This is a genomic window from Streptomyces sp. NPDC045955 (assembly GCF_056430805.1).
The window spans coordinates 93,811-118,482 of record NZ_JBWKKY010000010.1; the positions used below are offsets into that span (position 1 = coordinate 93,811).

The window sequence follows — 24,672 nt, forward strand, 5'->3', positions numbered from 1 at the left end:
CACCCCGGACAAGCCACCCTCCCGACAACGCCCACATGGAGCATGCCCACCCCCCTTCCCCCGTCCTAGCCTGCGAGAAAAGAAGCGCAGTGGCTGTACCCATTCGTCCGCACCACCCCAGGAGCCCCGCATGACCGCACTTCCGCAGGAGCGTCGCGTCGTCACCGCCATTCCCGGACCGAAGTCGCAGGAGTTGCAGGCCCGCCGCACCGCCGCGGTCGCGCAGGGTGTGGGGTCCGTGCTGCCCGTGTTCACGGCGCGGGCCGGCGGCGGGATCATCGAGGACGTCGACGGCAACCGGCTGATCGACTTCGGGTCGGGCATCGCCGTGACCTCCGTCGGTGCCTCCGCCGAGGCCGTCGTGCGCCGGGCGTCCGCGCAGCTCGCCGACTTCACCCACACCTGTTTCATGGTCACGCCGTACGAGGGGTACGTGGAGGTCGCCGAGGCGCTCGCCGAGCTGACCCCGGGTGACCACGCCAAGAAGAGCGCGCTGTTCAACTCCGGCGCCGAGGCCGTCGAGAACGCCGTGAAGATCGCACGGTCGTACACGAAGCGGCAGGCCGTCGTGGTGTTCGACCACGGCTACCACGGGCGCACGAACCTGACCATGGCGCTGACGTCCAAGAACATGCCGTACAAGCACGGCTTCGGCCCGTTCGCACCCGAGGTGTACCGCGTGCCCGTGGCGTACGGCTACCGCTGGCCGACCGGTCCCGACAACGCCGGTCCCGAGGCCGCCGCGCAGGCCATCGACCAGATCAGCAAGCAGGTCGGCGCGGAGAACGTCGCCGCGATCGTCATCGAGCCGGTGCTCGGCGAGGGCGGCTTCATCGAGCCGGCCAAGGGCTTCCTGCCGGCGATCCGCGAGTTCGCCTCCGACCACGGCATCGTCTTCGTCGCCGACGAGATCCAGTCCGGCTTCTGCCGCACGGGGCAGTGGTTCGCGTGTGAGGACGAGGGTGTCGTTCCCGATCTGATCACCACCGCCAAGGGCATCGCCGGCGGCCTGCCGCTCGCCGCCGTGACCGGGCGCGCCGAGATCATGGACGCAGCGCACGCCGGCGGTCTGGGCGGCACCTACGGCGGCAACCCGGTCGCCTGCGCGGGTGCCCTGGGCGCGATCGAGACCATGAAGGAGCTCGACCTCAACGCCAGGGCGAAGCACATCGAGGCCGTGATGAAGACGCGCCTTTCCGCCATGCAGGACAAGTTCGACATCGTCGGTGACGTCCGTGGCCGGGGCGCGATGATCGCCATCGAGCTGGTCAAGGACCGTACGACGAAGGAGCCCCACCCCGAGGCGACCGCCGCGCTCGCCAAGGCCTGCCACGCCGAGGGCCTGCTGGTCCTGACCTGTGGCACCTACGGCAACGTCCTCCGCTTCCTGCCCCCGCTGGTGATCGGCGAGGACCTGCTGAACGAGGGCCTCGACATCATCGAGCAGGCCTTCTCCCGCATCTGAAGCGCCGCCGCGCGCCTCCGGGCCGGCGACGGGGCACGTGAGCCGCTCCCGTTCCGCTCCCGGGGCGGTGAGCGGCAGAGCGTGTGAAGAAGGTGTGCGAGGTGGATGACAGGGGGCCCTACGGACTGTCCTGGGCCCAGCCCCTGTCGTAGGTTCTACCCAGATGAGAGATACACCCCGCCCACAGGGGACTGTGGGTGACATCAGGCCGAGGCCTCCCCAGCTTCGACCTGGTCGTGCCCTCGCGCACACAACCGGAGCCTGAGGCTCTGGATCTCCTCACCGATCGGACGGTCGCCCGCCCCAAACCCCCCGGGGCGCGCGACGTTCCGGTCCGGACGGCCGCCCCGGAACTCCCCCCCTGTTCCGGGGCGGCCGACCTCCATTTCCGGCCCATCGAGGTCATGCCCGGCCCCGCTCCCTCTCCCCGACCAGCCGTTTCTGCCGTCGCTCCTGTGCCGCCCGCTGTCCCTGCGACGCCTGCTCGGCGTAGAGCCATGGACCGTGGTCGAAGAGGCCGTCGCCCTCGTTCTGCGCCGGCTGGTTCACGTAGTCCTCCACTGGGTCGAGCGGGTGGACGGTGGATATCCGTGCCCGTGCCAAGCTGGTTTCCATGCCGATCTCCGGGGACCAGGATCTCGACGCATCCGCCACCGCGCAGCACCCGCGCTTCCTCGTCGTCCTGTTCGGCATCCCGACGCTCCTCTTCGCCCTGATCACGTGGCAGGTCGTCGCGGACGGTCCGCTCGTCCGTCTCGACGAGCGCGTCAGCCGTGGCCTCCTCCACCCGGACGGTCTCTCCGAGTTCCTCTCCGACCTCGGCAACGTCCAGGTGGCGCTCCCGGCCCTCGCCGTCGCCCTCGGATACGTCGCGCTTCGGACCCGCGGTACGGACCGCTGGTGGCTGCCCGTCACCGCCGCGGTCCTTCTCATGGCGCTGGTTCCGGCACTGATCGTCACGCTCAAGGAACTCACGGACCGCCCCGGCGCCCCGGCCGTCCCGTCCGGCACCGGCTACTACCCCTCGGGCCACACCGCCACGGCCGCCATCGCCTACGGCAGCGCCGCCCTGCTCCTGCTCCCCCGGCTCCGCACGCCCCTCGCCCGCCGCACCCTCGCCACCGCCTGCCTCGCCCTCGTACTCGGCGTGAGCTACGGCCTGGTCCGCCATGGTTACCACTGGCCCCTGGACGTGGTGGCCAGTTGGTGCCTGTGCGCGGTGCTGCTGTCGTCGCTGTGGCTGTTCCTCAGGCGGACGGCCCGGCCCGGGCAGCCCTTGGCCGGCTAATCGTCTTGTCCCGTTGCCAGCCCGGCCGCCGCCTCGTGCATCGCCAGTTCCAGCAGGGCCGGGTCCGTCAGGGTGCCCGAGCCGTCCGGGGGGACGAGCCAGCGGACGCCACCGGGTGAGGAACGGCCCGGGTACGGCACGACGATCCAGGTGCCGGCGCCCGCCGTGCGGATGCCCGTGCCGAGCCAGCGGGCCGCGGTGCCCGGCGGCACGAAGAACCCCATGCGCGCGTCGCCGAAGTCGACGAGCACGGGGCCCGGCTGGTCGAGGACGCGGCTGAGCACGTCGAGCGTGGCGTAGCCGAGTTCGCCGGGCAGGATGAGGACGTCCCACGCGCTGCCGGCCGGCAGCAGCGCGACCCCGAGCGGGTTGCGTTCCCACTCCCAGCGGCAGGCCTCGGGGTCGGGTGCCACGGATGCGAGCCACTCGACCGCCGTCTTCGCACCGGTCATCAGGAAGACCTCCTTCTCGCTCGTGAACCTCGCGAACGCGCGGGGCGTTCCGAGGGCGTCACGAGGGAGAGGGAGGTCTCCTTGCGGTCATTACGCGGGTTTCGGCCCCTCGTTGGAGTGAACCGTCTCACACCCGCCGGTTCAGCTGTCGAAGCCCAGCCCCAGCCGGTCCATCGTGCGCAGCCACAGGTTGCGGCGGCCGCCCTGGGCGTCCGCGCGGGCCAGGGACCACTTGGTGAGGGCGATGCCCGTCCAGGCGAAGGGTTCCGGCGGGAACGGCAGCGGCTTCCTGCGGACCATCTCCAGCTCGGTGCGCTCCGTGCGCTCCCCCGCCAGCAGGTCCAGCATCACCTCGGCGCCGAAGCGCGTCGCACCGACGCCCAGGCCCGTGTAGCCCGCCGCGTAGGCGACCTTCCGCTGGTGGGCGGTGCCGAAGAACGCCGAGAAGCGGGAGCAGGTGTCGATCGCGCCGCCCCAGGCGTGGGTGAAGCGGACGCCCTCCAGTTGCGGGAAGCAGGTGAAGAAGTGCCCCGCGAGCTTGGCGTAGGTCTCCGGGCGGTCGTCGTACTCGGCGCGGACGCGGCCGCCGTAGGGGTAGATCGCGTCGTAGCCGCCCCAGAGGATCCGGTTGTCGGCGGACAGGCGGAAGTAGTGGAACTGGTTGGCGCTGTCCCCGAGGCCCTGGCGGTTCTGCCAGCCGATCGAGGCCAGCCGGTCAGGGCTGAGCGGCTCGGTCATCAGGGCGTAGTCGTAGACCGGGACGGTGTACGAGCGGACCCGCCGGACCAGGTTCGGGAAGATGTTCGTCCCGAGGGCGACCTGGCGGGCGCGGACCCGGCCGTACGGGGTGCGTACGGCCATGCCCGCGCCGTACGGCTTCAGGGTGAGGGCGGGGGTGTGCTCGTAGACGCGGACGCCCAGCTCGAGACAGGCCCGTTTCAGGCCCCAGGCGAGCTTCGCGGGGTGCAGCATGGCCACGCCCCGGCGGTCCCACAGGCCCGCCTGGAAGGTCGGTGAGTCCACCTGTTCCCGGACCGCCTCGGCGTCCAGGAACTCGACGCCCTCGGCGAGGCCCCGGCGGGCCGTCTCCTCGTGCCAGTCGCGCAGTTCCGCCGCCTGGTAGGGCTCGGTGGCGACGTCGATCTCGCCGGTGCGTTCGAAGTCGCAGTCGATGGAGTGCCGGGCGACCGCCGCCTCGATCGCGTCGAGGTTGCGGGCGCCCAGCTCCTGGAGCTTGTGGATCTCGCCGGGCCAGCGGGCGAGGCCGTTGGGCAGGCCGTGGGTGAGGGAGGCGGCGCAGAATCCGCCGTTGCGTCCGGAGGCGGCCCAGCCCACCTCGCGGCCCTCCACCAGCACCACGTCCCGCTGCGGTTCGCGTTCCTTGGCGATCAGCGCCGTCCACAGTCCGCTGTAGCCGCCGACGACGACCAGCAGATCGCAGGTCTCGGAGGTGGTGAGGGCGGGTTCGGGGCGGGGCCGGCCGGGGTCGTCCAGCCAGTACGGGAGCGGTTGGGCTTCGGAAAGCGAACGAATCCACTGGTTCCGCTGGTTCATGGCGCTCGGGGCCATGATGTCAACTCCCTACGGTCAGGCCTTTTGTCTGTTGCGCCGGTTACCGACGACCATGGAAGCCAGGACGAGCAGCACGGCGACGACGAACATGGTCGTGCCGATGACATTGATCTGAACGGGCGTTCCGCGCTGCGCCGAACCCCAGACGAACATGGGGAAGGTGACGGTCGAGCCGGCATTGAAATTGGTGATGATGAAATCGTCGAAGGAGAGGGCGAAAGCGAGCAGTGCGCCCGCCGCGATTCCGGGTGCCGCGATCGGCAGGGTGACCCGCACGAAGGTCTGGAACGGGCCCGCGTACAGGTCGCGCGCCGCCTCCTCCAATTTCGGATCCATCGACATCACGCGCGCCTTGACGGCCGTGACCACGAAACTCAGGCAGAACATGATGTGCGCGATGAGAATGGTCCAGAAGCCCAGCTGGGCGCCCATGTTGAGGAACAGGGTGAGCAGCGAGGCGGCCATGACGACTTCGGGCATCGCCATCGGCAGGAAGATCAGCGAGTTCACTGCGCCGCGGGCGCGGAACCGGTAGCGGACCAGCGCGAAGGCGATGAGCGTGCCGAGGAGCGTGGCGCCGAGCGTCGCCCAGAAGGCGATCTGGAGGCTGACCGACAGCGAGCCGCACAGATCGGAGACGCCGCACGGGTCCTTCCAGGCGTCCAGGGAGAACCGCTGCCATGCGTAGTTGAAGCGCCCCTTCGGCTTGTTGAAGGAGAACACCGTGACGATGACGTTCGGCAGGAGCAGATAGCCGAGTGTCAGCAGTCCCGCGATGACGACGAGATTTCTTTTGAGCCAGTTGACGAAGGGCATTTAGACCAGATCCTCCGTCCCGGACCTGCGGATGTAGAGGGTGACCATGAGGAGAATCGCCGCCATGAGGATGAAGGAGAGTGCCGCGGCGGTCGGATAGTCGAGCACTCTGAGGAACTGCGTCTGGATGACGTTGCCGACCATGCGGGTGTCGGTGGAGCCGAGCAGATCGGCGTTGACGTAGTCGCCGGTGGCCGGGATGAAGGTCAGCAGCGTCCCGGAGACGACACCCGGCATCGACAGCGGGAAGGTGACCTTGCGGAAGGTCGTCCAGGGCCGGGCGTACAGATCACCGGCGGCCTCGTGGAGCCGGCCGTCGATGCGCTCCAGCGAGGTGTAGAGCGGAAGGATCATGAACGGCAGGAAGTTGTACGTCAGTCCGCACACCACCGCGAGCGGCGTGGCGAGGACCCGGTCGCCGGCGGTCCAGCCGAGCCAGTTGGTCACGTCCAGGACGTGCAGCGTGTCGAGCGCGCCGACGAGCGGGCCGCCGTCCGCGAGGATCGTCTTCCAGGCCAGGGTGCGGATCAGGAAGCTGGTGAAGAACGGCGCGATCACCAGGATCATGATCAGGTTCCGCCAGCGGCCCGCGCGGAAGGCGATGAGATACGCGAGCGGGTAGCCGAGCAGGAGGCACAGGATCGTCGCGGTGCCCGCGTAGAGCACCGAGCGGACGAACTGCGGCCAGTACGCGGACAGCGCGTCCCAGTACGTGGCGAAGTGCCAGGTGACCTTGTAGCCCTCCTCCAGGGAGCCCGTCTGCACGGACGTGGAGGCCTGGTAGATCATCGGCAGGGCGAAGAAGACCACCAGCCAGAGGATGCCGGGCAACAGCAGCCAGTACGGCGTCCAGCGGCCCCTGCGCTTCGGGGGTTTCGGCTCGGGGGCCTCCGGTGCGAGCGGCGGTGGCGCCTCGGTGAGTGTCGACATCAGACCGCCTCTTCCACTCCGGCGTCGGCGTCCTGGGCGGCGTCCAGGCCGAAGGTGTGGGCCGGGTTCCAGTGCAGGACGACCTCGGCGCCGGGCACGAGCCGCGGGTCGCGGTCGATGTTCTGGGCGTAGACCTCGAAGTCGGAGCAGACCGGGCTGTCGACGACGTACTGCGTCGAGACGCCGATGAAGCTGGAGTCGGCGATCCGGCCGCTGATGCGGTTGCGGCCGTCGGGGATCTCGCCGGCGTCGTCCGCGTGGGTGAGGGAGATCTTCTCCGGGCGGACGCCGACCAGCACCTTGCCGCCGGTGGCCGCAGGGGCGGAACACCGCGCCTCGGGCAGGACGAGCTTGCCGCCGCCCGCCTTCAGCACGATCTCCTCGCCGCTCCTGGAGTCGACCTCGGCCTCGATGAAGTTGGAGGTGCCGAGGAAGTTGGCGACGAAGGTGGTGCGCGGGTTCTCGTAGAGGTCGGCCGGCGAGCCGAGCTGCTCGACGCGGCCCGCGTTCATCACGGCGACCGTGTCGGCCATGGTCATGGCCTCCTCCTGGTCGTGCGTGACGTGGATGAAGGTGATGCCGACCTCGGTCTGGATGCGTTTGAGCTCCAGCTGCATCTGGCGGCGCAGCTTCAGGTCGAGGGCGCCGAGCGGCTCGTCGAGGAGGAGCACCTTGGGATGGTTGATCAGCGCGCGGGCCACGGCGACGCGCTGCTGCTGGCCGCCGGAGAGCTGGTGCGGCTTCTTGCGGGCCTGCTCGCCGAGCTGGACGAGGTCGAGCATCTCCTCGACCTGCTTCTTCACCGATCTCAGGCCGCGCCGACGCAGGCCGAAGGCGACGTTCTCGAAGATGTCGAGGTGCGGGAAGAGGGCGTAGGACTGGAAGACCGTGTTCACGGGCCGCTTGTACGGCGGGAGCGCGGTCACCTCCTGGCCGCCCAGCGACACGGTCCCGGCCGAAGGTTCCTCCAGGCCGGCGATCATGCGCAGGGTGGTGGTCTTGCCGCAGCCGGAGGCGCCGAGCAGGGCGAAGAAGGAGCCCTGCTCCACGGTCAGGTCGAGTGGATGGACGGCGGTGAAGGCGCCGTAGGTCTTGGATATGCCCGTCAGGCGGACGTCGCCGGTGGGGTCTGTCTTGTTCGTCATCTTGGGTCACGCCCCCGTCAGCTTCGCGAACTTCTCTTCGAACTCGGTCTCTTCCTTCGAGCTCAGCGAGCGGAAGGCGTGTGACTTGGCGGCCATGGCCTTGTCGGGGATGATCAGCGGGTTGTTCGCCGCGTCCTCGTCGATCTTCGCCAGCTCGGCCTTCACACCGTCGACGGGGCACACGTAGTTGATGTACGCGGCGAGTTCGGCGGCCGGCTTCTTCTCGTAGTAGAAGTCGATGAGCCGCTCGGCGTTCGTCTTGTGACGGGCCTTGTTGGGGATCAGCAGGTTGTCGGTCGACGTCATGTAGCCGCTGTCCGGGATGAGGAAGTCGATGTCGGGGCTGTCCGCCTTGAGCTGCACGACGTCACCGGCCCAGGCGACACAGGCCGCGAAGTCGCCGCTGGTCAGGTCCGAGGTGTAGTCGTTGCCGGTGAAACGGCGGATCTGGCCCTTGTCGACGGCCTTCTGGAGGCGGGCGATGGCCGCGTCGTAGTCGTCGGCGGTGAAGTCCGCCGGGTCCTTGCCCATGTCGAGCAGCGTCATGCCGACGCTGTCGCGCATCTCCGACAGGAAGCCGACCCGCCCCTTGAGCCTGGGGTTGTCGAGCAGGTCGGATATGGACTTCACCTCGACGCCGTCGAGGGCCTTCTTGTTGTACGCGATGACGGTCGAGATGCCCTGCCAGACGTACGAGTAGGCGCGGCCCGGGTCCCAGTCGGGGCTGCGGAACTGGGCCGACAGGTTGGCGTAGGCGTGCGGCAGATTGCTCGGGTCGAGCTTCTGCACCCAGCCCAGGCGGATGAGGCGGCCGGCCAGCCAGTCGGTGAGGACGATCAGGTCCCGGCCGGTGTCCTGGCCCGCGGCGAGCTGCGGCTTGATCTTGCCGAAGAACTCGTTGTTGTCGTTGATGTCCTCGGTGTACTTGACCTTGACCCCGGTGCGTTCGGTGAACTGCTCCAGCGTCGGATGGTGCTTGCCGCTGTCGTCGACGTCCATGTACTCGGTCCAGTTGGAGAAGTTCACGGTCTTCTCCTTGGCCGAGTGGTCCTGCGCCGGGACGCCGCCCTGCGACTGGCCGGCCGCCGGGATGCCGCAGGCGCTCAGCGTCCCGAGTCCGCCGACCGCCAGCGCCCCGCCCGCGGAGGCGCGCAGCAGCGACCGCCGGGTGAGGGCGGCCCTGCCGTTCCTGAAACTGCGCCGTATGGCGGCCACTTGGGCCGGGGACAGGCGGTCGGGCTCGTACTGCTCCATGCGCGTGGTGCCCTTTCGGAGGGTGGACGGCCGTTGGTCAGGCGGCCTGCATACGACTATCGGTCCCCGAAGACGGTGCGGTGCCAGTCCTTGGCGGCCACCGCGGTGTTGTCGAACATGACGTGTTTGATCTGGGTGTACTCCTCGAACGAGTACGCGGACATGTCCTTGCCGTAGCCGGAGGACTTGTAGCCGCCGTGCGGCATCTCGCTGATGATCGGGATGTGGTCGTTGACCCACACACAGCCCGCCTTGATCTCGCGCGTGGCCCGGTTCGCCCGGTACACGTCCCGGGTCCAGGCGGAGGCGGCGAGCCCGTAGGGGGTGTCGTTGGCGAGCGCGAGGCCCTCGTCGTCGGTGTCGAACGGCATCACGACCAGTACGGGGCCGAAGATCTCCGACTGGACGACCTCGCTGTCCTGGGCGGCGTCGGCGATGAGGGTGGGCCGGTAGTAGGCGCCCTTGGCCAGCTCGCCCTCCGGCGCTTCGCCGCCGGTCACCACGCGCGCGTAGGCACGCGCCCGGTCGACGAAACCGGCGACCCGGTCGCGCTGGACGTGCGAGATGAGCGGGCCGAGGTCCGTACCGGCGGCGAAGGGGTCGCCGAGCCGGACACTCTCCATGAGCGCCGCCGTCCGCTCCACGAAGGCCTCGTACAGCGGTCGCTGCACGTACGCGCGCGTGGCGGCCGTACAGTCCTGACCGGTGTTGATGAGCGCGCCGGCGACCGCGCCGTGGGCGGCGGCCTCCGGGTCGGCGTCGTCGAAGACCACGAAGGGTGCCTTGCCGCCGAGCTCCAGGTGGAGGCGCTTGACGGTGGCGGTGGCGATCTCGGCGACGCGCTTGCCGACGGCGGTGGAGCCGGTGAAGGAGGTCATGGCCACGTCGGGGTGGCCGACGAGGTGCTCACCAGCCTCCCTGCCCGTGCCGGTGACGATGTTGATCACTCCGCCCGGGATCCCGGCGTCCGTCGCCGCCTGGGCGAAGAGCAGCGAGGTCAGCGGGGTGAGCTCGGCGGGCTTCAGGACGATGGTGTTGCCCGCGGCGATCGCCGGCAGGACCTTCCAGGCGGCCATCTGGAGGGGATAGTTCCAGGGCGCGATCGACCCGACGATACCGATGGGCTCGCGGCGGATGTACGACGTGTGGTCCCCGGAGTACTCGCCGGCGGACTGGCCCGGCAGAAGCCGCGCGGCACCGGCGAAGAAGGCGGTGTTGTCGATCGTCCCCGGGACGTCGAACTCGCGGCTCAGCTTCAGCGGCTTGCCGCACTGGAGCGACTCGGCGCGGGCGAAGTCCTCGGCTCGGTCGGCCAGGACCGCGGCGAACCGGTGCAGGGCGTCGGAACGCTCGCCGGGCGTGGCCGCCGCCCAGCCCGGGAAGGCCTCGCGGGCGGCTGCGACGGCCCGGTCGACGTCGGCCGTGCCCGCCAGCTCGTAGCGCAGGACCTCCTCACCCGACGCCGGGTCGACGACCGCGTGCGTGCGGCCGGAGGTGCCCCTGGTCAGGCGCCCGGCGATGTACTGCGCGCCCTGCGCGAAGCGCTCCTCGGCCGGGAATCGGTCCGCGGTGGCGTTGCCCGGGTTGTGCATGTCGCTCTCCTCCGTGTCCCCGTGATGGGGCCGGCGTGGCTCAGGCTCGATTTGAGTGCCGATCCTGACAGAGGGATGGCATGCCAACAAGGGATTCCGTTGTTGATTTTTGGTTACGCGACGGAATCTGTCGACCAGGTGTCGAGTCCGCCGTGCTGAGGCAGGACGGTCTGTCAGTGGTGCGTGCCAGACTCGCGTGCATGGAGAAGATCACGGGGGCGGCCCCTTCCCGGGACGCGCTGATCAGGGCGGTCCGCGCGGGGGCGAGGATCAAGTATCTGCATTTCTGGGGGCACCGGCCGCGGCCGGACGGCCGGATCGGGGCGAGCTGTCTGAGCCAGTGGTGGCCGGCGCCGTTCACGGTGGACGGCGTGGAGTACGCGACGGCCGAGCACTGGATGATGGCGGGCAAGGCCCGGCTCTTCGAGGACCCGGAGGCGGAGCGGGCCGTCCTGTCCGCCGCGCATCCCGCCGAGGCGAAGAAGGCCGGGCGGCTCGTGCGCGGGTTCGACGAGGCGATATGGGAGCGGGAGCGGTTCCGGATCGTCGTGGAGGGCAGTGTCCACAAGTTCGGCGCGCATCCCGAGCTGCGCGAGTTTCTGCTGAACACGGGCGACCGGGTGCTGGTCGAGGCGAGTCCCGTGGACCGCGTGTGGGGCATCGGGCTGGCCGCGGACGATGAGGCGGCGGCGGATCCGGAGCGGTGGCGGGGGCCGAACCTGCTGGGCTTCGCGCTGATGGAGGCGCGGGAGCGGCTGCGCGCGGCATGAGTGAGGGGCCGGCCCAGGGACCGGCCCCTCGTCCCGGACCTTCGTTCAGGAAGCCGCGCCGAGCCCGCCCATGATGCTGGCGAAGAGCAGGAAGCCCAGCAGCGGCAGGATCACGGTGGCGATGATGCCGCAGACCAGACCGGCGGTCGCCGCACCCTTGTTGGTGGCCTCACCACGGGTGGCCTTGCCCCGGCCGATCGCGCCGAAGATGATCGCCAGGATGCCCAGGATCACACCGAAGAACCACAGCAGGAAGGTCACGCTGCACACCACGCCGATGATGCCCAGCACCAGACCCGTGGTTCCCATGCCGTTGCTCGGCTGCGCGGGCATCGCGTAGCCGGGAGCCTGGGGGTAGCCCGCGGGGGGCGCGGCCGGGTAACCGGGAGTGCCCTGGGGGTAGCCGTAGCCGGGGCCGCCCTGCTGCGGATAGCCGTACCCGGGGGACGGCTGCTGCGGTGGCTGGGACGGCGGACCGAACCCACCGGGCGTGGGGTTGGTGTTGGACATGGACGATCTCCCCTCCGTTGTCAGACCAGGGAATCGTAGTGGCCGAATCCGCCGCGCAGTACGGCAGTTTCAGTGGTGGGCCGCGGCAGTGGCGACCGGGGAGTGCGCGCCGTAGTACGGGTCGTCGGACGGCTCGTCGCTGTTGATCGCGGCCGTGATGCCGACGGCTATCAGGACGATCACCGCGATGCCGAGGATGATCCCGATGATGCCCATGATCAGACCCGCCTGCGCCTGACCGTGGTTGGTGGCCACTCCGGCCTCGGCGCGCTTGCGGCCCTTGATGCCGAAGACGACGGCGAGGATGCCGGTGACCAGGGAGACCACGCCGTACAGGCAGAAGAGCGCGCAGGAGATGATGCCCAGCACCATCGCGGCGACGCCCATGCCGTTCTGGGGGGCCGCGGGCATGCCCGGCCAGCCGTAACCGGCCTGCGGATAGCCGGGGTAGCCGTACCCGCCGGGGGCGACGGGCGGGGGTGGGACGGCGCCGGAGGTGTCGAACTGGGGCGTGCCGGTGGGCGGGGTGAAACCCGCGCTCGGCATCGAGGTGACCGTGGCCTGGTCGTGCACGGACGGCGACTGCGGCGTCTGGTTCTTGTCGAGCGAGGTCTTGTTCTCCGGGGGCGCCCACGGGTCGTGGCCGCCGCCTCCGTCTGGTTGCGTCGCGTCCGTCATGGTGCATCCCCCCTGGGTCGATCGTGCCGCCATGCTACGGGGCCGTTCGGCGCGTGCCACAGTGCGGGTTGCGTTGGGGCCGGTCGCACCCACGCGGCGGAGCCGCATATCGGTGCAGCCCCGCGCCCCTGAGGGGCGCTGCTCCAGCGCCTACGATGAGACCGAGTCATCCGATCAGCCGATCACCCGCGCCCGCCCGCCACGCGCCGGCAGGGGCGCCGTTCCGGGGAGGAACCCTTGACCGAGCATCTCGTCGACCCGCGCGCCCCACGCGACCTGACGGCCTTCGTCGCCGGACTGCCCAAGGCCGAACTGCATGTGCACCACGTGGGCTCCGCCTCCCCCCGGATCGTGTCCGAACTGGCCGCCCGGCACCCCGACTCGAAGGTCCCCACCGATCCCGCCGCCCTGGTCGACTACTTCTCGTTCACCGACTTCGCCCACTTCATCGAGGTGTACCTGTCGGTCGTCGACCTGATCCGCACCCCGGAGGACGTCCGGCTGCTGACCTACGAGGTGGCCCGTGACCTGGCCCGGCAGCAGGTGCGGTACGCCGAGCTGACCATCACCCCGTTCTCCTCCACCCGCCGCGGCATCGACGAGCGCGCCTTCATGGACGCGATCGAGGACGCCCGCAAGGCCGCGGAGGCCGATTTCGGGACCGTGCTGCGCTGGTGCTTCGACATCCCCGGTGAGGCGGGACTCGAAGCCGCCGAGGAGACGACCCGGCTCGCCACCGACGACCGGCTGCGCCCGGAGGGCCTGGTCTCCTTCGGTCTGGGCGGGCCCGAAGTCGGCGTGCCGCGTCCGCAGTTCAAGCCCTACTTCGACCGGGCGATCGCCGCCGGGCTGCGCTCCGTACCGCACGCCGGTGAGACCACCGGCCCTCAGACGGTCTGGGACGCCCTCACACATCTGCGGGCCGAGCGCATCGGCCACGGCACCAGCTCCGCGCAGGACCCGAAGCTGCTGGCGCACCTCGCCGAGCACCGGATCCCGCTGGAGGTGTGCCCGACCTCCAACATCGCCACGCGCGCGGTCCGCACCCTCGACGAGCACCCGCTCAAGGAGTTCGCCGCGGCCGGGGTCCTCGTCACGATCAACTCCGACGACCCGCCGATGTTCGGCACCGACCTCGACAACGAGTACGCGGTCGCCGCCCGGCTGCTCGACCTCGACGAGCGGGGCCTGGCCGACCTGGCGAAGAACGCCGTGGAGGCGTCCTTCCTGGACGCGGCGGGCAAGGCGAGGATCAAGGAGGAGATCGACACGTACACCGCGGGATGGCTCGACCGGTGACGTCCTCCCCCGAGCACCCAGCGCACCCCGAGCAGCACGAGCACCCGGGACACCCCGGGCCTGCCGGGCGGCGCGTGACCGCCGTGGCCCACCGGGGCGACCCGTACCGCCACCGCGAGAACACCGTCGCCTCGCTGCGTTCCGCGCTCGACCGGGGCGCGGACGCGGTGGAGATCGACGTACGGCTCACCCGGGACGGCGTGCCGGTACTGCTGCACGACGACACGCTGAAGCGGCTCTGGGAGCACGAGCGGCCGGTGCTCGCGCTGTCCTGGGAGGAGGTGCGCGGGCTGACCGGCGGCGGGGTCCCCACCCTGACGCAGGCGCTCGCCGCGACCGACGGCCACCGGGTGATGATCGACCTGCCCGGCTCGCCCGACGTACGGGCGGTGCGGCGGGTGACGGACGCCGTACGGGAGGCCGGGGCGGCGGACCGCGTCTACTACTGCGCGGGCGCCGACGCCATGCTCGCCGTGCGCGCGGCGGACCCGGCCGCCGAGATCGCCCTCACCTGGACGACGCTGGCCCCGCCCCGGCCCGTCCTGCTGGAGGCGATCCGCCCGCGCTGGCTGAACTACCGTTTCGGCCTGGTGGACCGGCCCCTCGCCGAGCGGATCCACCGCGACGGCTACCTGCTGTCCGCGTGGACCCCCGACACACGGCGCTCCATGCGGCGGCTGCTGCACGCGGGAGTGGACTCGATCACGACCAACCGCATCGACGTGCTGTGCGCTACACGCGCGAGCGCTGCGGGACCGTCGCCGGATCGGCCGGGGTCGCCCGCGTGACGTACTGCGGCACCGGCGCGCTGTCCGTGCCGGTGTCGCGGACGAGGCCGTAGCGGATGGCGCCCTGGGCGGGGCCCGTGTTGACGTCCTTGTCCACGGCCGCCCAGCCGGATGGGAAGACCGTGATGCCGTAATCGCAGCCGCGTTCGTTCTGGGTGAGGGTGACGGTGCCGTCGAGGTAGAAGTACTCGTTCTGCCACATCTGCTGGGTGCCGGGCGGCAGCACGGCGTATCCGATGTCCGGGCCGCCCATACCGGTGGCGTAGCCGTTCGGGGCGCCGGGCAGCGGGTCGTCCATGCGGCGCGAGCCGCCGGAGGCCACGTGGAACAGCTTGCCCGTCAGGCCGGTCCAGGTCGGCATGACCACCCCGCCGGGCCGGGCGTGCGGCGAGATCTGCCAGCGGACCAGGACATAGCCCCGGCCGCTCAGCGTCACGCTGTCGCCACGGTGCTGCATGACGGCCTTCGGGCCGCCGGTGCTGGTGATGCCGGACTCGGGGCGGCGGGGCAGGGCGGCGGGCCGGGCGTCCGGGTCGGGGGCACGGTCGACGGCGTCGACGACCGTGCCGTACAGGTCGGCCTTCCTCTTCGCCGCCTTGGAGGGCGTGGGGGTGGGGCTGGGGCGGGGCGTGGCGGAGGGCGGCGGTTCGGACGTGGCCGTCGCCGTGGGGGTGACCGCGGCCCGGGGAGGCGGGGCGTCCGGTGGCTGGGTGACGACGTACGCGCCGCCCGCCACGATCGTCGCGCCGGCGGTCATCGCGACGGCCGGCTTGGTGAGCGCGCCCAGCAGCTTGGCGGACCACCCGGCGGAGGTGGCGGCCACGGCCGTCTTGCCGCCGAAGGCGAGCGACAGTGTGAACCCGACGGGCAGCGGGACCAGCGCGATGCCGACCAGGAGGCGTTCCGCCGGGACCACCGTCTCGGGGGTGTCGCCGCAGTAGCCGCAGCCGCGGATGTGCCGGGCCAGCCGCTTGCGCCACACCGAGTCGGGCCGGCCGTCCCAGCGGCCGGTCAGCTCGCGCAGGCCGGGGCAGGCGCCGTCCAGGGCGCGGACGATGCCGCGCGAGGTCTCCAGGCGCTCCTTCATCCGCTGGACGCGCACGGCGGCGTGCTGCCGGGTGATGCCGACGGCCGCGGCCAGTTCGCGCCGGGTCAGTTCGCCCGCGACCTCCAGCCACCACAGCGACAGCAGTTGCCGGTCCTCGTCGTCGAGCCAGCGCACGGCCTCGGCGACCTCGCGCCGCTGCCCCTCCAACTGCAGGCGCAACACGGTCAGTTCGGCGAAGTCGGAGGCCGCCGCCTCCTCCAGCCGCTCCGGGGTGCGGCGCCGGGCGCGATCGCGTATCTGGCGCATGGCGATCGCCACCAGCCAGGACCGGAAGCTGTCCGGGTCGCGCAGCGAACCGAGGTTGTCGACCGCGCGCAGCATGGTCTCCTGGACGACGTCGTCGACGTCCGCGTGGCCGTTCAGGGCCCGGCCCACGATGTTGTAGACCAGCGGCAGCCAGCCCGCGACCAGTTCGTCCAGCGCCTGCCGGTCACCGGCCTGCGCCGCCGTGATGACGGCGTGCCAGTGCTGACTGTCCACGGTGGCCTCTCGCCGGCTGAGATCAGTACTTTTCCGCACGCACCCTCTCAGGCAGGACGGGGGTCTTGGCTATGTGGGGGATCACATGCGGGGAGACGGCGTGAAGGTTCTCGGGATAACAGTTTTTCTCAGCCACCGAACGCCGGGGTGACGGCCGCCGGGGCGGTCAGCGCCTGAAGCCGCTTGATCCGCTGCCGTACGACGTACAGCGGGATCACCCCGAACACCCCGAAGGCCATGTCGATCACCGACCACCAGAAGGGGATCCCGCGCAGCGGTCCGCAGATCAGGGCGAGCGGAACGATGCCGGCGCAGGCGATCATCCCGAACTCGACGACCCAGATGTTGCGGACCGGGTCGCGGTAGGGCCCGTAGAAGGCGACCGCGATCACCAGGTGCGCGAAGGCCAGCCAGTCCGTGCCGTACAGGAGGAAGGGGTACTCGGCGTCGGCCTCGTCGAGCCCGGCCCGGACCCGCTCGATCCAGTCCGTCAGCCCGGGCAGGTAGTCGCCCACGGACAGCGCGCGCAGCAGGTCCCCGGTCCAGCGCAGTTCGTGCACGAGGGGAAAGGCCGTGGCGCCGCTGAGCACCAGGCACACGACGAAGAAGACCAGCCACGCACGGATGCCCTTCAGCAGGGCGGCTCTGTCGCTCATGGCGGCACTCTACGCCCATGTTGAACATGTTCAAAAACAGGTCCGCGCGCACCGAACGGCCCCGGGCCGCGCGCACACGAACGGCCCCGGGCGGCATCAGCGCCCGGGGCCGTCACAACGGAACGGGGTGGCTACGCGTCCAGCGACGTCATCACGTGCTTGATCCGCGTGTAGTCGTCGAAGCCGTACGCCGACAGGTCCTTGCCGTAGCCGGACTTCTTGAAGCCGCCGTGCGGCATCTCCGCGACCAGCGGGATGTGCGTGTTGATCCAGACGCAGCCGAAGTCGAGCTTCTTGGACATCCGCATGGCGCGGCCGTGGTCCTTGGTCCACACGGAGGAGGCGAGCGCGTACTCGACGCCGTTGGCCCACTCCACGGCCTGGTCCTCGTCGCGGAAGGACTGCACGGTGATGACCGGGCCGAAGACCTCCTTCTGGATGATCTCGTCGTCCTGCTTCAGGCCCGAGACGACGGTCGGCGCGTAGAAGTAGCCCTTGTCGCCGACCCGCTTGCCGCCGGCCTCCACGCGCGCGTGCGCGGGCAGCCGCTCGATGAAGCCCTCGACCTGCTTGAGCTGGTTGGGGTTGTTGAGCGGGCCGAACAGCACGTCCTCGTCGTCCGGCTGCCCGGTCTTCGTCTCGGACGCGGCCTTGGACAGCGCGGAGACGAACTCATCGTGGATGGACTCGTGGACGAGGACGCGCGTGGCGGCCGTGCAGTCCTGGCCGGCGTTGAAGTAGCCCGCGACCGAGATGTCCTCGACGGCCTTGGCGATGTCGGTGTCCTCGAAGACCACGACCGGCGCCTTGCCGCCCAGCTCCAGGTGGACGCGCTTGACGTCCTTGGACGCGGACTCGGCGACCTGGATGCCGGCGCGCACCGAGCCGGTGATGGAGGCCATCGCCGGGATCTCGTGCTCGACCATCATGCGGCCGGTCTCGCGGTCGCCACAGATGACGTTGAAGACGCCCTTCGGCAGGATCCCGCCGAGGATCTCCGCGATCAGGACCGTGGACGCCGGGGTGGTGTCGGACGGCTTGAGGACGACCGTGTTGCCCGCCGCGATCGCCGGGGCGAACTTCCACACGGCCATCATCATCGGGTAGTTCCACGGCGCGACCTGCGCGCAGACGCCGACCGGCTCGCGGCGGACGATGGAGGTCAGGCCCTCCATGTACTCACCGGCCGAGCGCCCCTCGAGCATCCGCGCCGCACCCGCGAAGAAGCGGATCTGGTCGACCATCGGCGGGATCTCCTCGGAGCGGGTCAGCCCGACCGGCTTGCCCGTGTTCTCCACCTCGGCCGCGATCAGTTCCTCGGCGCGCTCCTCGAAGGCGTCCGCGATCTTCAGCAGAGCCTTCTGGCGCTCGGCGGGCGTGGTGTCGCGCCAGCCGGGGAAGGCCTCGGCGGCCGCCGCCATCGCGGCGTCCACGTCCGCCTGCCCGGACAGCGGAGCGGTCGCGTACGCCTCGCCCGTCGCGGGATTGACCACCTCGGTGGTCCGTCCGTCGGCGGCGTCCCGGAACTCACCGCCGATGTAGTTGCGCAGACGACGCAGCTCGGTGCTCACTGCCGGCCCTCCAGTTCGGATGTCCATTACTTGAGACACCCACCCTAGTCGGCCGGTTCACGTTTTCAACACCCCCACTCCCTTCGATCGTGCGGAATCCGCAGATGTGAGCTACGCAGACAACGGATTTCATCGATCAGACCTTGCGGAAGTGTCGAGACCTCGTGCACAGTGAGCCGGTGGCCAGTCGAAGCGCAGACCAGAGGGACTCCCGCGAGTCCAGGAACGGCGGCGGTCCCCAGCTGGACGCCGTCTCCCTCGCCATCATCGAGCAGCTCCAGGAGGACGGCCGCCGGCCGTACGCCGCCATCGGCAAGGCCGTGGGCCTGTCCGAGGCGGCCGTGCGCCAGCGCGTCCAGAAGCTGCTCGACCAGGGCGTGATGCAGATCGTCGCCGTCACGGACCCGCTCACCGTGGGCTTCCGCAGACAGGCGATGGTCGGCGTCAACGTCGAGGGCGACGTGGAGTCGGTGGCGGACGCGCTGACGGCCATGTCCGAATGCGAGTACGTGGTGATGACCGCAGGCTCCTTCGACCTGATGGTGGAGATCGTCTGCGAGGACGACGACCACCTCCTGGAGGTCATCAACAAACGCATCCGGGCCGTCCCCGGAGTGCGCTCCACCGAGAGCTTCGTCTACCTCAAGCTCAAGAAGCAGACCTACATGTGGGGAACCCGATAACCGTGAGGACCCGATAGCCGTGAGCAAGGACCTCTCCCAGACCGCGTACGACCACCTGTGGATGCACTTCACGCGCATGTCGTCGTACGAGAAGGCCCCCGTCCCCACCATCGTCCGGGGCGAGGGCACGTACATCTACGACGACCAGGGCAAGCGCTACCTCGACGGTCTCGCAGGCCTGTTCGTGGTGCAGGCCGGGCACGGCCGGGTCGAACTCGCCGAGACCGCCTTCAAGCAGGCGCAGGAGCTGGCGTTCTTCCCGGTGTGGTCCTACGCCCACCCCAAGGCCGTCGAGCTGGCCGAGCGCCTCGCGCACCACGCCCCGGGCGACCTGAACAAGGTGTTCTTCACCACCGGCGGCGGTGAGGCGGTCGAGACCGCCTGGAAACTCGCCAAGCAGTACTTCAAGCTGGTCGGCAAGCCCACCAAGCACAAGGTCATCTCCCGCGCGGTCGCCTACCACGGCACCCCGCAGGGCGCCCTGTCCATCACCGGGCTCCCCGCCCTGAAGGCGCCCTTCGAGCCCCTCGTCCCGGGCGCCCACAAGGTCCCGAACACGAACATCTACCGGGCGCCGATCCACGGTGACGACCCCGAGGCCTTCGGCCGCTGGGCCGCCGACCAGATCGAGCAGCAGATCCTCTTCGAGGGCCCGGACACGGTCGCCGCGGTCTTCCTGGAGCCGGTGCAGAACGCGGGCGGCTGCTTCCCGCCCCCGCCCGGCTACTTCCAGCGGGTGCGCGAGATCTGCGACCAGTACGACGTGCTGCTCGTCTCCGACGAGGTCATCTGCGCCTTCGGCCGCCTGGGCACGATGTTCGCCTGCGACAAGTTCGACTACGTCCCGGACATGATCACCTGCGCCAAGGGCATGACCTCGGGCTACTCCCCCATAGGCGCGTGCATCATCTCCGACCGCCTGGCCGAGCCGTTCTACAAGGGCGACAACACCTTCCTGCACGGCTACACCTTCGGCGGCCACCCGGTCTCCGCGGCCGTGGGCCTGGCCAACCTCGACCTGTTCGAGCGCGAGAACCTCAACCAGCACGTCCTCGACAACGAGGGCGGCTTCCGCGCCACCCTGGAGAAGCTCCACGACCTGCCGATCGTCGGCGACGTCCGCGGCAACGGCTTCTTCTACGGCATCGAGCTGGTCAAGGACAAGGCCACCAGGGAGTCCTTCGACGCGGACGAGACCGAACGGGTCCTCTACGGCTTCCTCTCCAAGAAGCTGTACGAGAACGGCCTGTACTGCCGTGCCGACGACCGCGGCGACCCGGTCGTCCAGCTCGCCCCGCCGCTGATCTCCGACCAGTCGACGTTCGACGAGATCGAGCAGATCCTGCGCGCCACGCTGTCGGAGGCGTGGACGAAGCTGTGACCCCGCGTCGCTCCGATCGTCTGCATGGATGATCAACACCGGCCCCGGTGCCGCCCGTTCGAGTGAGAAACGGCGGTCCGGGGCCGCGTGCTGTCCGGCGTCCCGCCCGCCTTCTGCCTAGCGTGCCAGTGACCGATCGGCCCTGCCTTCGTTCCCCCGCACGGGGGATTGGCACGGGAACTACGGATCTGAACCGAGGTGTACGCCCATGGAGGCCCCACCGGACAACGACGTGCTCTGGGCACGCGCCCTGCACTTCCAGCACGACGACGGCTCCCCCGCGCTCAGCGGTGTCTCGCTCGGCGTCCGGGAAGGCGAGATCCTCGCCGTCAGCGGCCCACGGGGCAGCGGCAAGACCACCCTGCTGCGGTGCCTGTCCGGCCTGGTGCCCGTCCGGCGCGGCGAGGTCTGGTTCAACAGCGTGCCCGTGCACACCATGAGCTCCCTCACCCGCGAGCGGCTGCGCCGCGACCGCTTCGGCTGGATCGACCCGGCTCCCTCGCTGGTCCCGGAGCTCGACGCCTGGGAGAACACCGCCCTGCCGCTGATGCTGCGCGGCACCAGCAGGCGCCGCGCCAAGAAAGCGGCCCTGGAGTGGCTGGAGCGCCTGGACATCGGCGAGGGCGCCCGCAAACGCCCGCACCAGCTGGTGCAGGCCGAGCGGCAGCGGGTGTGCATCGCCCGTGCCCTCGCCCCCGCCCCGTCGGTCCTGTTCGCCGACGAGCCCACGGCGCCCCTGCACCGCGCCGACCGCGCCCATGTGCTGCGCACCCTCACCACGGCGGCCCGCTCCCACGGCATCACGGTCGTCCTGGCCACGCACGACGCGGAGACCGCGGCGCTCGCCGACCGCACGGTGTCCCTGCTCGACGGGCGGCGCGTACAGACGGTGCACCTGCCGCCGGTCGGCGGGCCCACCGAGACGGAAGGCCGGGCCGCGTGCTCGCTCTCCGTCTGACCCGCGGCGCCCACCCCGCCGTCCAGCTGCGCCGCCTGCTGGTCACGGCGGCCTCGGCGGGGACGGGTTTCCTGTTGCTCTGCGCCCTCGGCTACGCGCTGAACCACCCCGGTTCCACCGGTGCCGCCCTGCTGCGGCTCGCCTGGTGCGTGGCCCCCCTGGCCGCCACGGTGTACTTCGCGGTCGCGGTGGCCCGCACCGACCCCGCCACGAGGCCCCGCACCGGCCTGTCCGCGATCGGACTCGGCCCGCTGCGCCTGATGGTCCTTTCGGCGACGACGACGGCCCTGTCCTGCGTCCTTGGCTCGATGGTGGCTCTGCTGGTCTTCCTGCACCTGCGCGGCGACCTGACGGGCATGCCGTTCGACGGCGCGGCCGCCGAGTCCCTCGCGGCGGACCGGCCGCTGCCGCTGCCCGGAGCCCTGACGCTGCTCACGCTCGTGCCCGCAGCGGCGTCGGTGGCGGTGGCCCTGGCGCTGCGGCCGAGGGAGGCGGGTCCGGCCCCGTCCCGGCCGGCCGGGACGTACGGCCGTTTCGGCACGTACCGGCGCACCGCCACACCTGAGACCTTTGGGGCGTACGGCCGTTTCGGCCGGCAGATCATCCGGCCCACGCACGGTCGTGCCACCGAGCCCTTCGCGGCGGCCGGGGCCGGGCACAGCGCACAGCACGGCGGACCGCCTGGGGCGCGGACGGGCGGGTCCGTCCCGGCATCGGCCTCGGACCCGACCGCGCGGGGCGCCGGGAGCACGGCGGTCGAGGGCCCGGCCGAGCCGTCCGGGCCCCAGGCGGCGGCACAGGGCACCGTGAGAGCCGTGATCCCGGTCGGCACCGCCGCACACGCGGCCGCCGACGCCGCCCGGCGCGCGGCGGCACCCGACGGCGACGACGACGCCGCCGCTCCCACCGCCACCGCTTCCGACGCGGCCCTGCCGGAAACCGCCCTGCCCGACAGCGCCCCCACCGCCGCCCCCTCCGGCCTCCCGTGGGGGATCACCGTCCTGGCCGCGGGCCTCGCCGTGGAGACGTACACGAGCCGCACCTCCCCCACGCCCCCCGACCTCACCTTCTCCGGCGCCTCCCCCGGTGTCCTGGCGGGCTGGGCCCTGGCCGCCGTCGGCCTGGCCCTGGCCGGTCCGGGCCTGACCCATCTGTGCGGACGGCTGCTCCAGTCGGCCCGCCCCGGTGCCCTCCGGCTGCTGGCCGGCCGGATCCTCATGGCGGAGGCCGTCCGGATCGGCCGCCCCCTTGGCGTGGTCTGCGCGGTGCTGGCGGCGGCGTACGCCATGGCGCTGCTGCACGCCCCTGACGGACTGTCGCTCGGGCCGCTCACCACGCTCGGCGTGCTGCTGGTGACCGGCTGCTCCGTGGGGACGCTGCTCACGGCCGCCGTCGAGGCCCGTCAGGCCCGCGCCGACACCACCGCCGCCCTGCTGCGGCTCGGCGCCCCCGCGACGATGCTGCGCGGTGCCGCCGCCCTCCGCGCGGGCGCCCTGTTCGCCCTGTTCGGCCCGCTGACCCTGGCCGTCGCCGAGCTGGCGGCGCTGGCGCTGGCCCGCTGACGCCGGTCCGCTGACGCCGGTCCGCTGAAAATTCGTGCGAAAAAAACTCCGTACGGCGATGAGTTCCGCTCCGGCCCCCGGTCTATCCCCGCGTAACGACACACCCGATGGGAGAGACCTCGCATGTACCAGCAGATGATCTTCGTGAACCTGTGCGTCAGCGACCTGGACGCCTCGAAGAAGTTCTTCACGGAGCTCGGCTACTCGATCAACGAGCAGTTCAGCGACGACACCACCGCCTCGGTCGTGATCAGCGAGACCATCGTGGTGATGGTGCACACCAAGGAGAAGTACGCCCAGTTCACCAAGAAGGAGATCGCGGACGCGAAGAAGACCAGCGAGGTGCTGATCGCGCTCAGCTCCGAGAGCCGCGAGAAGGTCGACGAACTGGTCGAGAAGGCGGTCGCGGCGGGCGGTTCCGTCTCCGGCGAGACGCAGGACCACGGGTTCATGTACGGCCGCGCCTTCGACGACCCGGACGGCCACACCTTCGAGGTCGTGTGGATGGACCCGGCGGCCGTCGAGGGCTGAGGGGCGCTGTGCCAGCATGGGCGCGTGCAGACGATGCCCGCCCATGCGGCCCACCATGACGACCGTGAGATCGAGACGCTGGAGGAGTTCGACGCGACCGTCGCGGCACGCGGCACGCTCGCCGGTCACCGCGTCCAGGCCGTCGATCTGACGGACCGTACGCGCGAACTGCTCGGCACGGACACCGCGGGTGCCGTCTTCCTCGGCTGCGCGATGCGCGAGGAGGCCGCCGCGAAGATCCGCACGGACGGCGCCCTGGTCTTCCCGCCGGTCCCCGACCTGCCCTTCGACCCGTACCGCGGCCATGTCTACACGCCGGACGAGCTCTTCGAGTCGCTGCCGGCCGGCTACGAGGCCACGCCCGACGCCCAGTCCTACGCCTGGTTCCAGCGCACGAAGGCGGACCGGGACGTCTACGCCTCCATGCTGCGCGCGGTCCACGACGACTCCCTCTCGGACGCGCTCGACGAACTCCTGTCCGGCGCCCGGGTCGTGGGCGTGATGGGCGGCCACGCGATGGCCCGTGGCACACAGGAGTACGCGGGGGCGGCGCGGCTAGGCCGGGAGCTGACCCGTGCCGGTCTCACGGTCGCCACGGGCGGCGGTCCGGGCGCGATGGAGGCCGCGAACCTCGGCGCGTACGCCGCCCCGTTCGGCGACGAGATGCTCGCCGAGGCGCTCGAACTGCTCGCCAAGGCACCGCACTTCACGCCGTCGGTCACCCAGTGGGCGGCGGCCGCCTTCGAGATACGCGCGCGCTGGCCGCAGGGCGGGCGTTCCGTGGGGATCCCGACCTGGTTCTACGGCCACGAGCCGCCGAACGCCTTCGCGTCGCACATCGCCAAGTACTTCGCCAACGCCACCCGCGAGGACGGCCTGCTGGCCCGGTCCAACGCGGGTGTGGTGTTCCTGCCGGGGGCCGCCGGGACCGTCCAGGAGATCTTCGACAACGCGACGCCCAACTACTACGAGTCGCGCGGCGAGCCGACGCCGATGGTGCTCGTGAACCGGGCGCACTGGACGGAGAAGCTGCCGACGTGGCCACTGCTCCAGTCGCTGGCCAGGGGCCGTTCGATGGAGGCCCGCATCGCGCTCGTGGAGCGGATCGAGGAGGCACCGGAGGCGTTGAAACGTCTCGGCGGTTAATAAGCTGGCAAAGCAAGTGCTTGCAGTCTGCATATGC

Annotated in this window: 24 protein-coding genes and 1 pseudogene; 12 read left to right on the top strand and 13 right to left on the bottom strand. The window is 70.7% G+C overall.

The window, feature by feature from the left end; translation table 11 throughout:
- Positions 1 to 130 precede the first annotated feature (130 nt).
- Positions 131 to 1,465, top strand: coding sequence for a 4-aminobutyrate--2-oxoglutarate transaminase (gene gabT, locus AC07F0_RS21835; protein WP_436730403.1), 1,335 nt, complete (start codon positions 131 to 133; stop codon positions 1,463 to 1,465).
- A 163-nt stretch (positions 1,466 to 1,628) separates the two neighbouring features.
- Positions 1,629 to 1,843 (top strand): annotated as a pseudogene (locus tag AC07F0_RS21840) (phosphatase PAP2 family protein); the annotation flags it as partial.
- Between the two features lie 24 nt (positions 1,844 to 1,867).
- Here AC07F0_RS21840 and AC07F0_RS21845 read toward each other — a convergent pair.
- Positions 1,868 to 2,080 carry a hypothetical protein gene (locus AC07F0_RS21845; protein WP_478981130.1) on the bottom strand — a complete coding sequence of 71 codons (213 nt, stop codon included), beginning with the start codon at positions 2,078 to 2,080 and terminating at the stop codon, positions 1,868 to 1,870.
- Between AC07F0_RS21845 and AC07F0_RS21850 the strand changes: the two genes are divergently transcribed.
- On the top strand, positions 2,079 to 2,753 hold the full coding sequence (locus AC07F0_RS21850; protein WP_478981132.1) for a phosphatase PAP2 family protein: 675 nt from the start codon (positions 2,079 to 2,081) through the stop codon (positions 2,751 to 2,753). The genes AC07F0_RS21845 and AC07F0_RS21850 overlap by 2 nt on opposite strands.
- Here the strand turns inward: AC07F0_RS21850 and AC07F0_RS21855 are convergent.
- The 7 genes from AC07F0_RS21855 to AC07F0_RS21885 form a co-directional block, all read right to left on the bottom strand.
- Complete coding sequence (locus AC07F0_RS21855; RefSeq protein WP_478981134.1) at positions 2,750 to 3,205, bottom strand: hypothetical protein; 456 nt, start codon at positions 3,203 to 3,205, stop codon at positions 2,750 to 2,752. The genes AC07F0_RS21850 and AC07F0_RS21855 overlap by 4 nt on opposite strands.
- Positions 3,206 to 3,346: 141 nt before the next feature.
- Positions 3,347 to 4,774 (bottom strand): NAD(P)/FAD-dependent oxidoreductase, encoded by a 1,428-nt coding sequence (locus AC07F0_RS21860; RefSeq protein WP_478981135.1) that lies wholly within the window; start codon positions 4,772 to 4,774, stop codon positions 3,347 to 3,349.
- Between the two features lie 18 nt (positions 4,775 to 4,792).
- Complete coding sequence (locus AC07F0_RS21865) at positions 4,793 to 5,593, bottom strand: ABC transporter permease (protein WP_478981137.1); 801 nt, start codon at positions 5,591 to 5,593, stop codon at positions 4,793 to 4,795.
- Positions 5,594 to 6,523 carry an ABC transporter permease gene (locus AC07F0_RS21870; RefSeq protein WP_436730398.1) on the bottom strand — a complete coding sequence of 310 codons (930 nt, stop codon included), beginning with the start codon at positions 6,521 to 6,523 and terminating at the stop codon, positions 5,594 to 5,596.
- The gene (locus AC07F0_RS21875; RefSeq protein WP_478981139.1) at positions 6,523 to 7,668 is read right to left on the bottom strand and encodes an ABC transporter ATP-binding protein; all 1,146 of its coding nucleotides are present in this window, start codon (positions 7,666 to 7,668) and stop codon (positions 6,523 to 6,525) included. Before AC07F0_RS21875 ends, AC07F0_RS21870 begins: the two co-directional genes overlap by 1 nt.
- 6 nt (positions 7,669 to 7,674) lie before the next feature.
- The gene (locus tag AC07F0_RS21880) at positions 7,675 to 8,922 is read right to left on the bottom strand and encodes a polyamine ABC transporter substrate-binding protein (RefSeq protein WP_478981141.1); all 1,248 of its coding nucleotides are present in this window, start codon (positions 8,920 to 8,922) and stop codon (positions 7,675 to 7,677) included.
- A gap of 56 nt (positions 8,923 to 8,978) precedes the next feature.
- Complete coding sequence (locus AC07F0_RS21885) at positions 8,979 to 10,514, bottom strand: gamma-aminobutyraldehyde dehydrogenase (protein ID WP_478981143.1); 1,536 nt, start codon at positions 10,512 to 10,514, stop codon at positions 8,979 to 8,981.
- A gap of 200 nt (positions 10,515 to 10,714) precedes the next feature.
- Between AC07F0_RS21885 and AC07F0_RS21890 the strand changes: the two genes are divergently transcribed.
- The gene (locus AC07F0_RS21890; protein ID WP_478981145.1) at positions 10,715 to 11,284 is read left to right on the top strand and encodes an NADAR family protein; all 570 of its coding nucleotides are present in this window, start codon (positions 10,715 to 10,717) and stop codon (positions 11,282 to 11,284) included.
- Between the two features lie 45 nt (positions 11,285 to 11,329).
- Here AC07F0_RS21890 and AC07F0_RS21895 read toward each other — a convergent pair whose 3' ends face one another.
- Both AC07F0_RS21895 and AC07F0_RS21900 read right to left on the bottom strand, forming a co-directional pair.
- A complete protein-coding gene (locus AC07F0_RS21895; protein ID WP_478981147.1) occupies positions 11,330 to 11,794 on the bottom strand; it encodes a DUF4190 domain-containing protein in 465 nt (154 codons plus the stop codon).
- A 69-nt stretch (positions 11,795 to 11,863) separates the two neighbouring features.
- Positions 11,864 to 12,472 carry a DUF4190 domain-containing protein gene (locus AC07F0_RS21900; protein ID WP_478981148.1) on the bottom strand — a complete coding sequence of 203 codons (609 nt, stop codon included), beginning with the start codon at positions 12,470 to 12,472 and terminating at the stop codon, positions 11,864 to 11,866.
- Between the two features lie 237 nt (positions 12,473 to 12,709).
- Between AC07F0_RS21900 and AC07F0_RS21905 the strand changes: the two genes are divergently transcribed.
- Positions 12,710 to 13,771 carry an adenosine deaminase gene (locus tag AC07F0_RS21905; protein WP_436730391.1) on the top strand — a complete coding sequence of 354 codons (1,062 nt, stop codon included), beginning with the start codon at positions 12,710 to 12,712 and terminating at the stop codon, positions 13,769 to 13,771.
- 83 nt (positions 13,772 to 13,854) lie between these two features.
- Positions 13,855 to 14,559 (top strand): glycerophosphodiester phosphodiesterase, encoded by a 705-nt coding sequence (locus AC07F0_RS21910; protein ID WP_478981415.1) that lies wholly within the window; start codon positions 13,855 to 13,857, stop codon positions 14,557 to 14,559.
- Here AC07F0_RS21910 and AC07F0_RS21915 read toward each other — a convergent pair.
- The 3 genes from AC07F0_RS21915 to AC07F0_RS21925 form a co-directional block, all read right to left on the bottom strand.
- Positions 14,504 to 16,147, bottom strand: coding sequence for an RNA polymerase sigma factor (locus tag AC07F0_RS21915; protein ID WP_478981150.1), 1,644 nt, complete (start codon positions 16,145 to 16,147; stop codon positions 14,504 to 14,506). The genes AC07F0_RS21910 and AC07F0_RS21915 overlap by 56 nt on opposite strands.
- A gap of 128 nt (positions 16,148 to 16,275) precedes the next feature.
- The gene (locus tag AC07F0_RS21920) at positions 16,276 to 16,803 is read right to left on the bottom strand and encodes a hypothetical protein (protein ID WP_478981152.1); all 528 of its coding nucleotides are present in this window, start codon (positions 16,801 to 16,803) and stop codon (positions 16,276 to 16,278) included.
- A 131-nt stretch (positions 16,804 to 16,934) separates the two neighbouring features.
- A complete protein-coding gene (locus AC07F0_RS21925) occupies positions 16,935 to 18,374 on the bottom strand; it encodes a gamma-aminobutyraldehyde dehydrogenase (RefSeq protein WP_478981153.1) in 1,440 nt (479 codons plus the stop codon).
- 164 nt (positions 18,375 to 18,538) lie between these two features.
- On the opposite strand from AC07F0_RS21925, the gene AC07F0_RS21930 reads away from it, so the two are divergent.
- The 6 genes from AC07F0_RS21930 (at position 18,539) to AC07F0_RS21955 (ending at position 24,635) form a co-directional block, all read left to right on the top strand.
- Entirely contained in the window at positions 18,539 to 19,057 is a 519-nt protein-coding gene (locus tag AC07F0_RS21930) for an Lrp/AsnC family transcriptional regulator (protein ID WP_399414767.1), read from the top strand.
- A gap of 19 nt (positions 19,058 to 19,076) precedes the next feature.
- Entirely contained in the window at positions 19,077 to 20,438 is a 1,362-nt protein-coding gene (locus AC07F0_RS21935; protein WP_478981155.1) for an aspartate aminotransferase family protein, read from the top strand.
- A gap of 208 nt (positions 20,439 to 20,646) precedes the next feature.
- Complete coding sequence (locus AC07F0_RS21940) at positions 20,647 to 21,396, top strand: ABC transporter ATP-binding protein (RefSeq protein ID WP_478981157.1); 750 nt, start codon at positions 20,647 to 20,649, stop codon at positions 21,394 to 21,396.
- Complete coding sequence (locus tag AC07F0_RS21945; protein WP_478981159.1) at positions 21,378 to 22,958, top strand: hypothetical protein; 1,581 nt, start codon at positions 21,378 to 21,380, stop codon at positions 22,956 to 22,958. The genes AC07F0_RS21940 and AC07F0_RS21945 overlap by 19 nt, the downstream gene beginning before the upstream one ends.
- Positions 22,959 to 23,081: 123 nt before the next feature.
- Positions 23,082 to 23,489: a VOC family protein gene (locus tag AC07F0_RS21950; RefSeq protein WP_436726370.1), complete on the top strand. Its 408-nt coding sequence runs from the start codon at positions 23,082 to 23,084 to the stop codon at positions 23,487 to 23,489.
- A gap of 24 nt (positions 23,490 to 23,513) precedes the next feature.
- Positions 23,514 to 24,635 (top strand): LOG family protein, encoded by a 1,122-nt coding sequence (locus AC07F0_RS21955; protein WP_478981161.1) that lies wholly within the window; start codon positions 23,514 to 23,516, stop codon positions 24,633 to 24,635.
- The last annotated feature ends 37 nt before the right edge of the window (positions 24,636 to 24,672 follow it).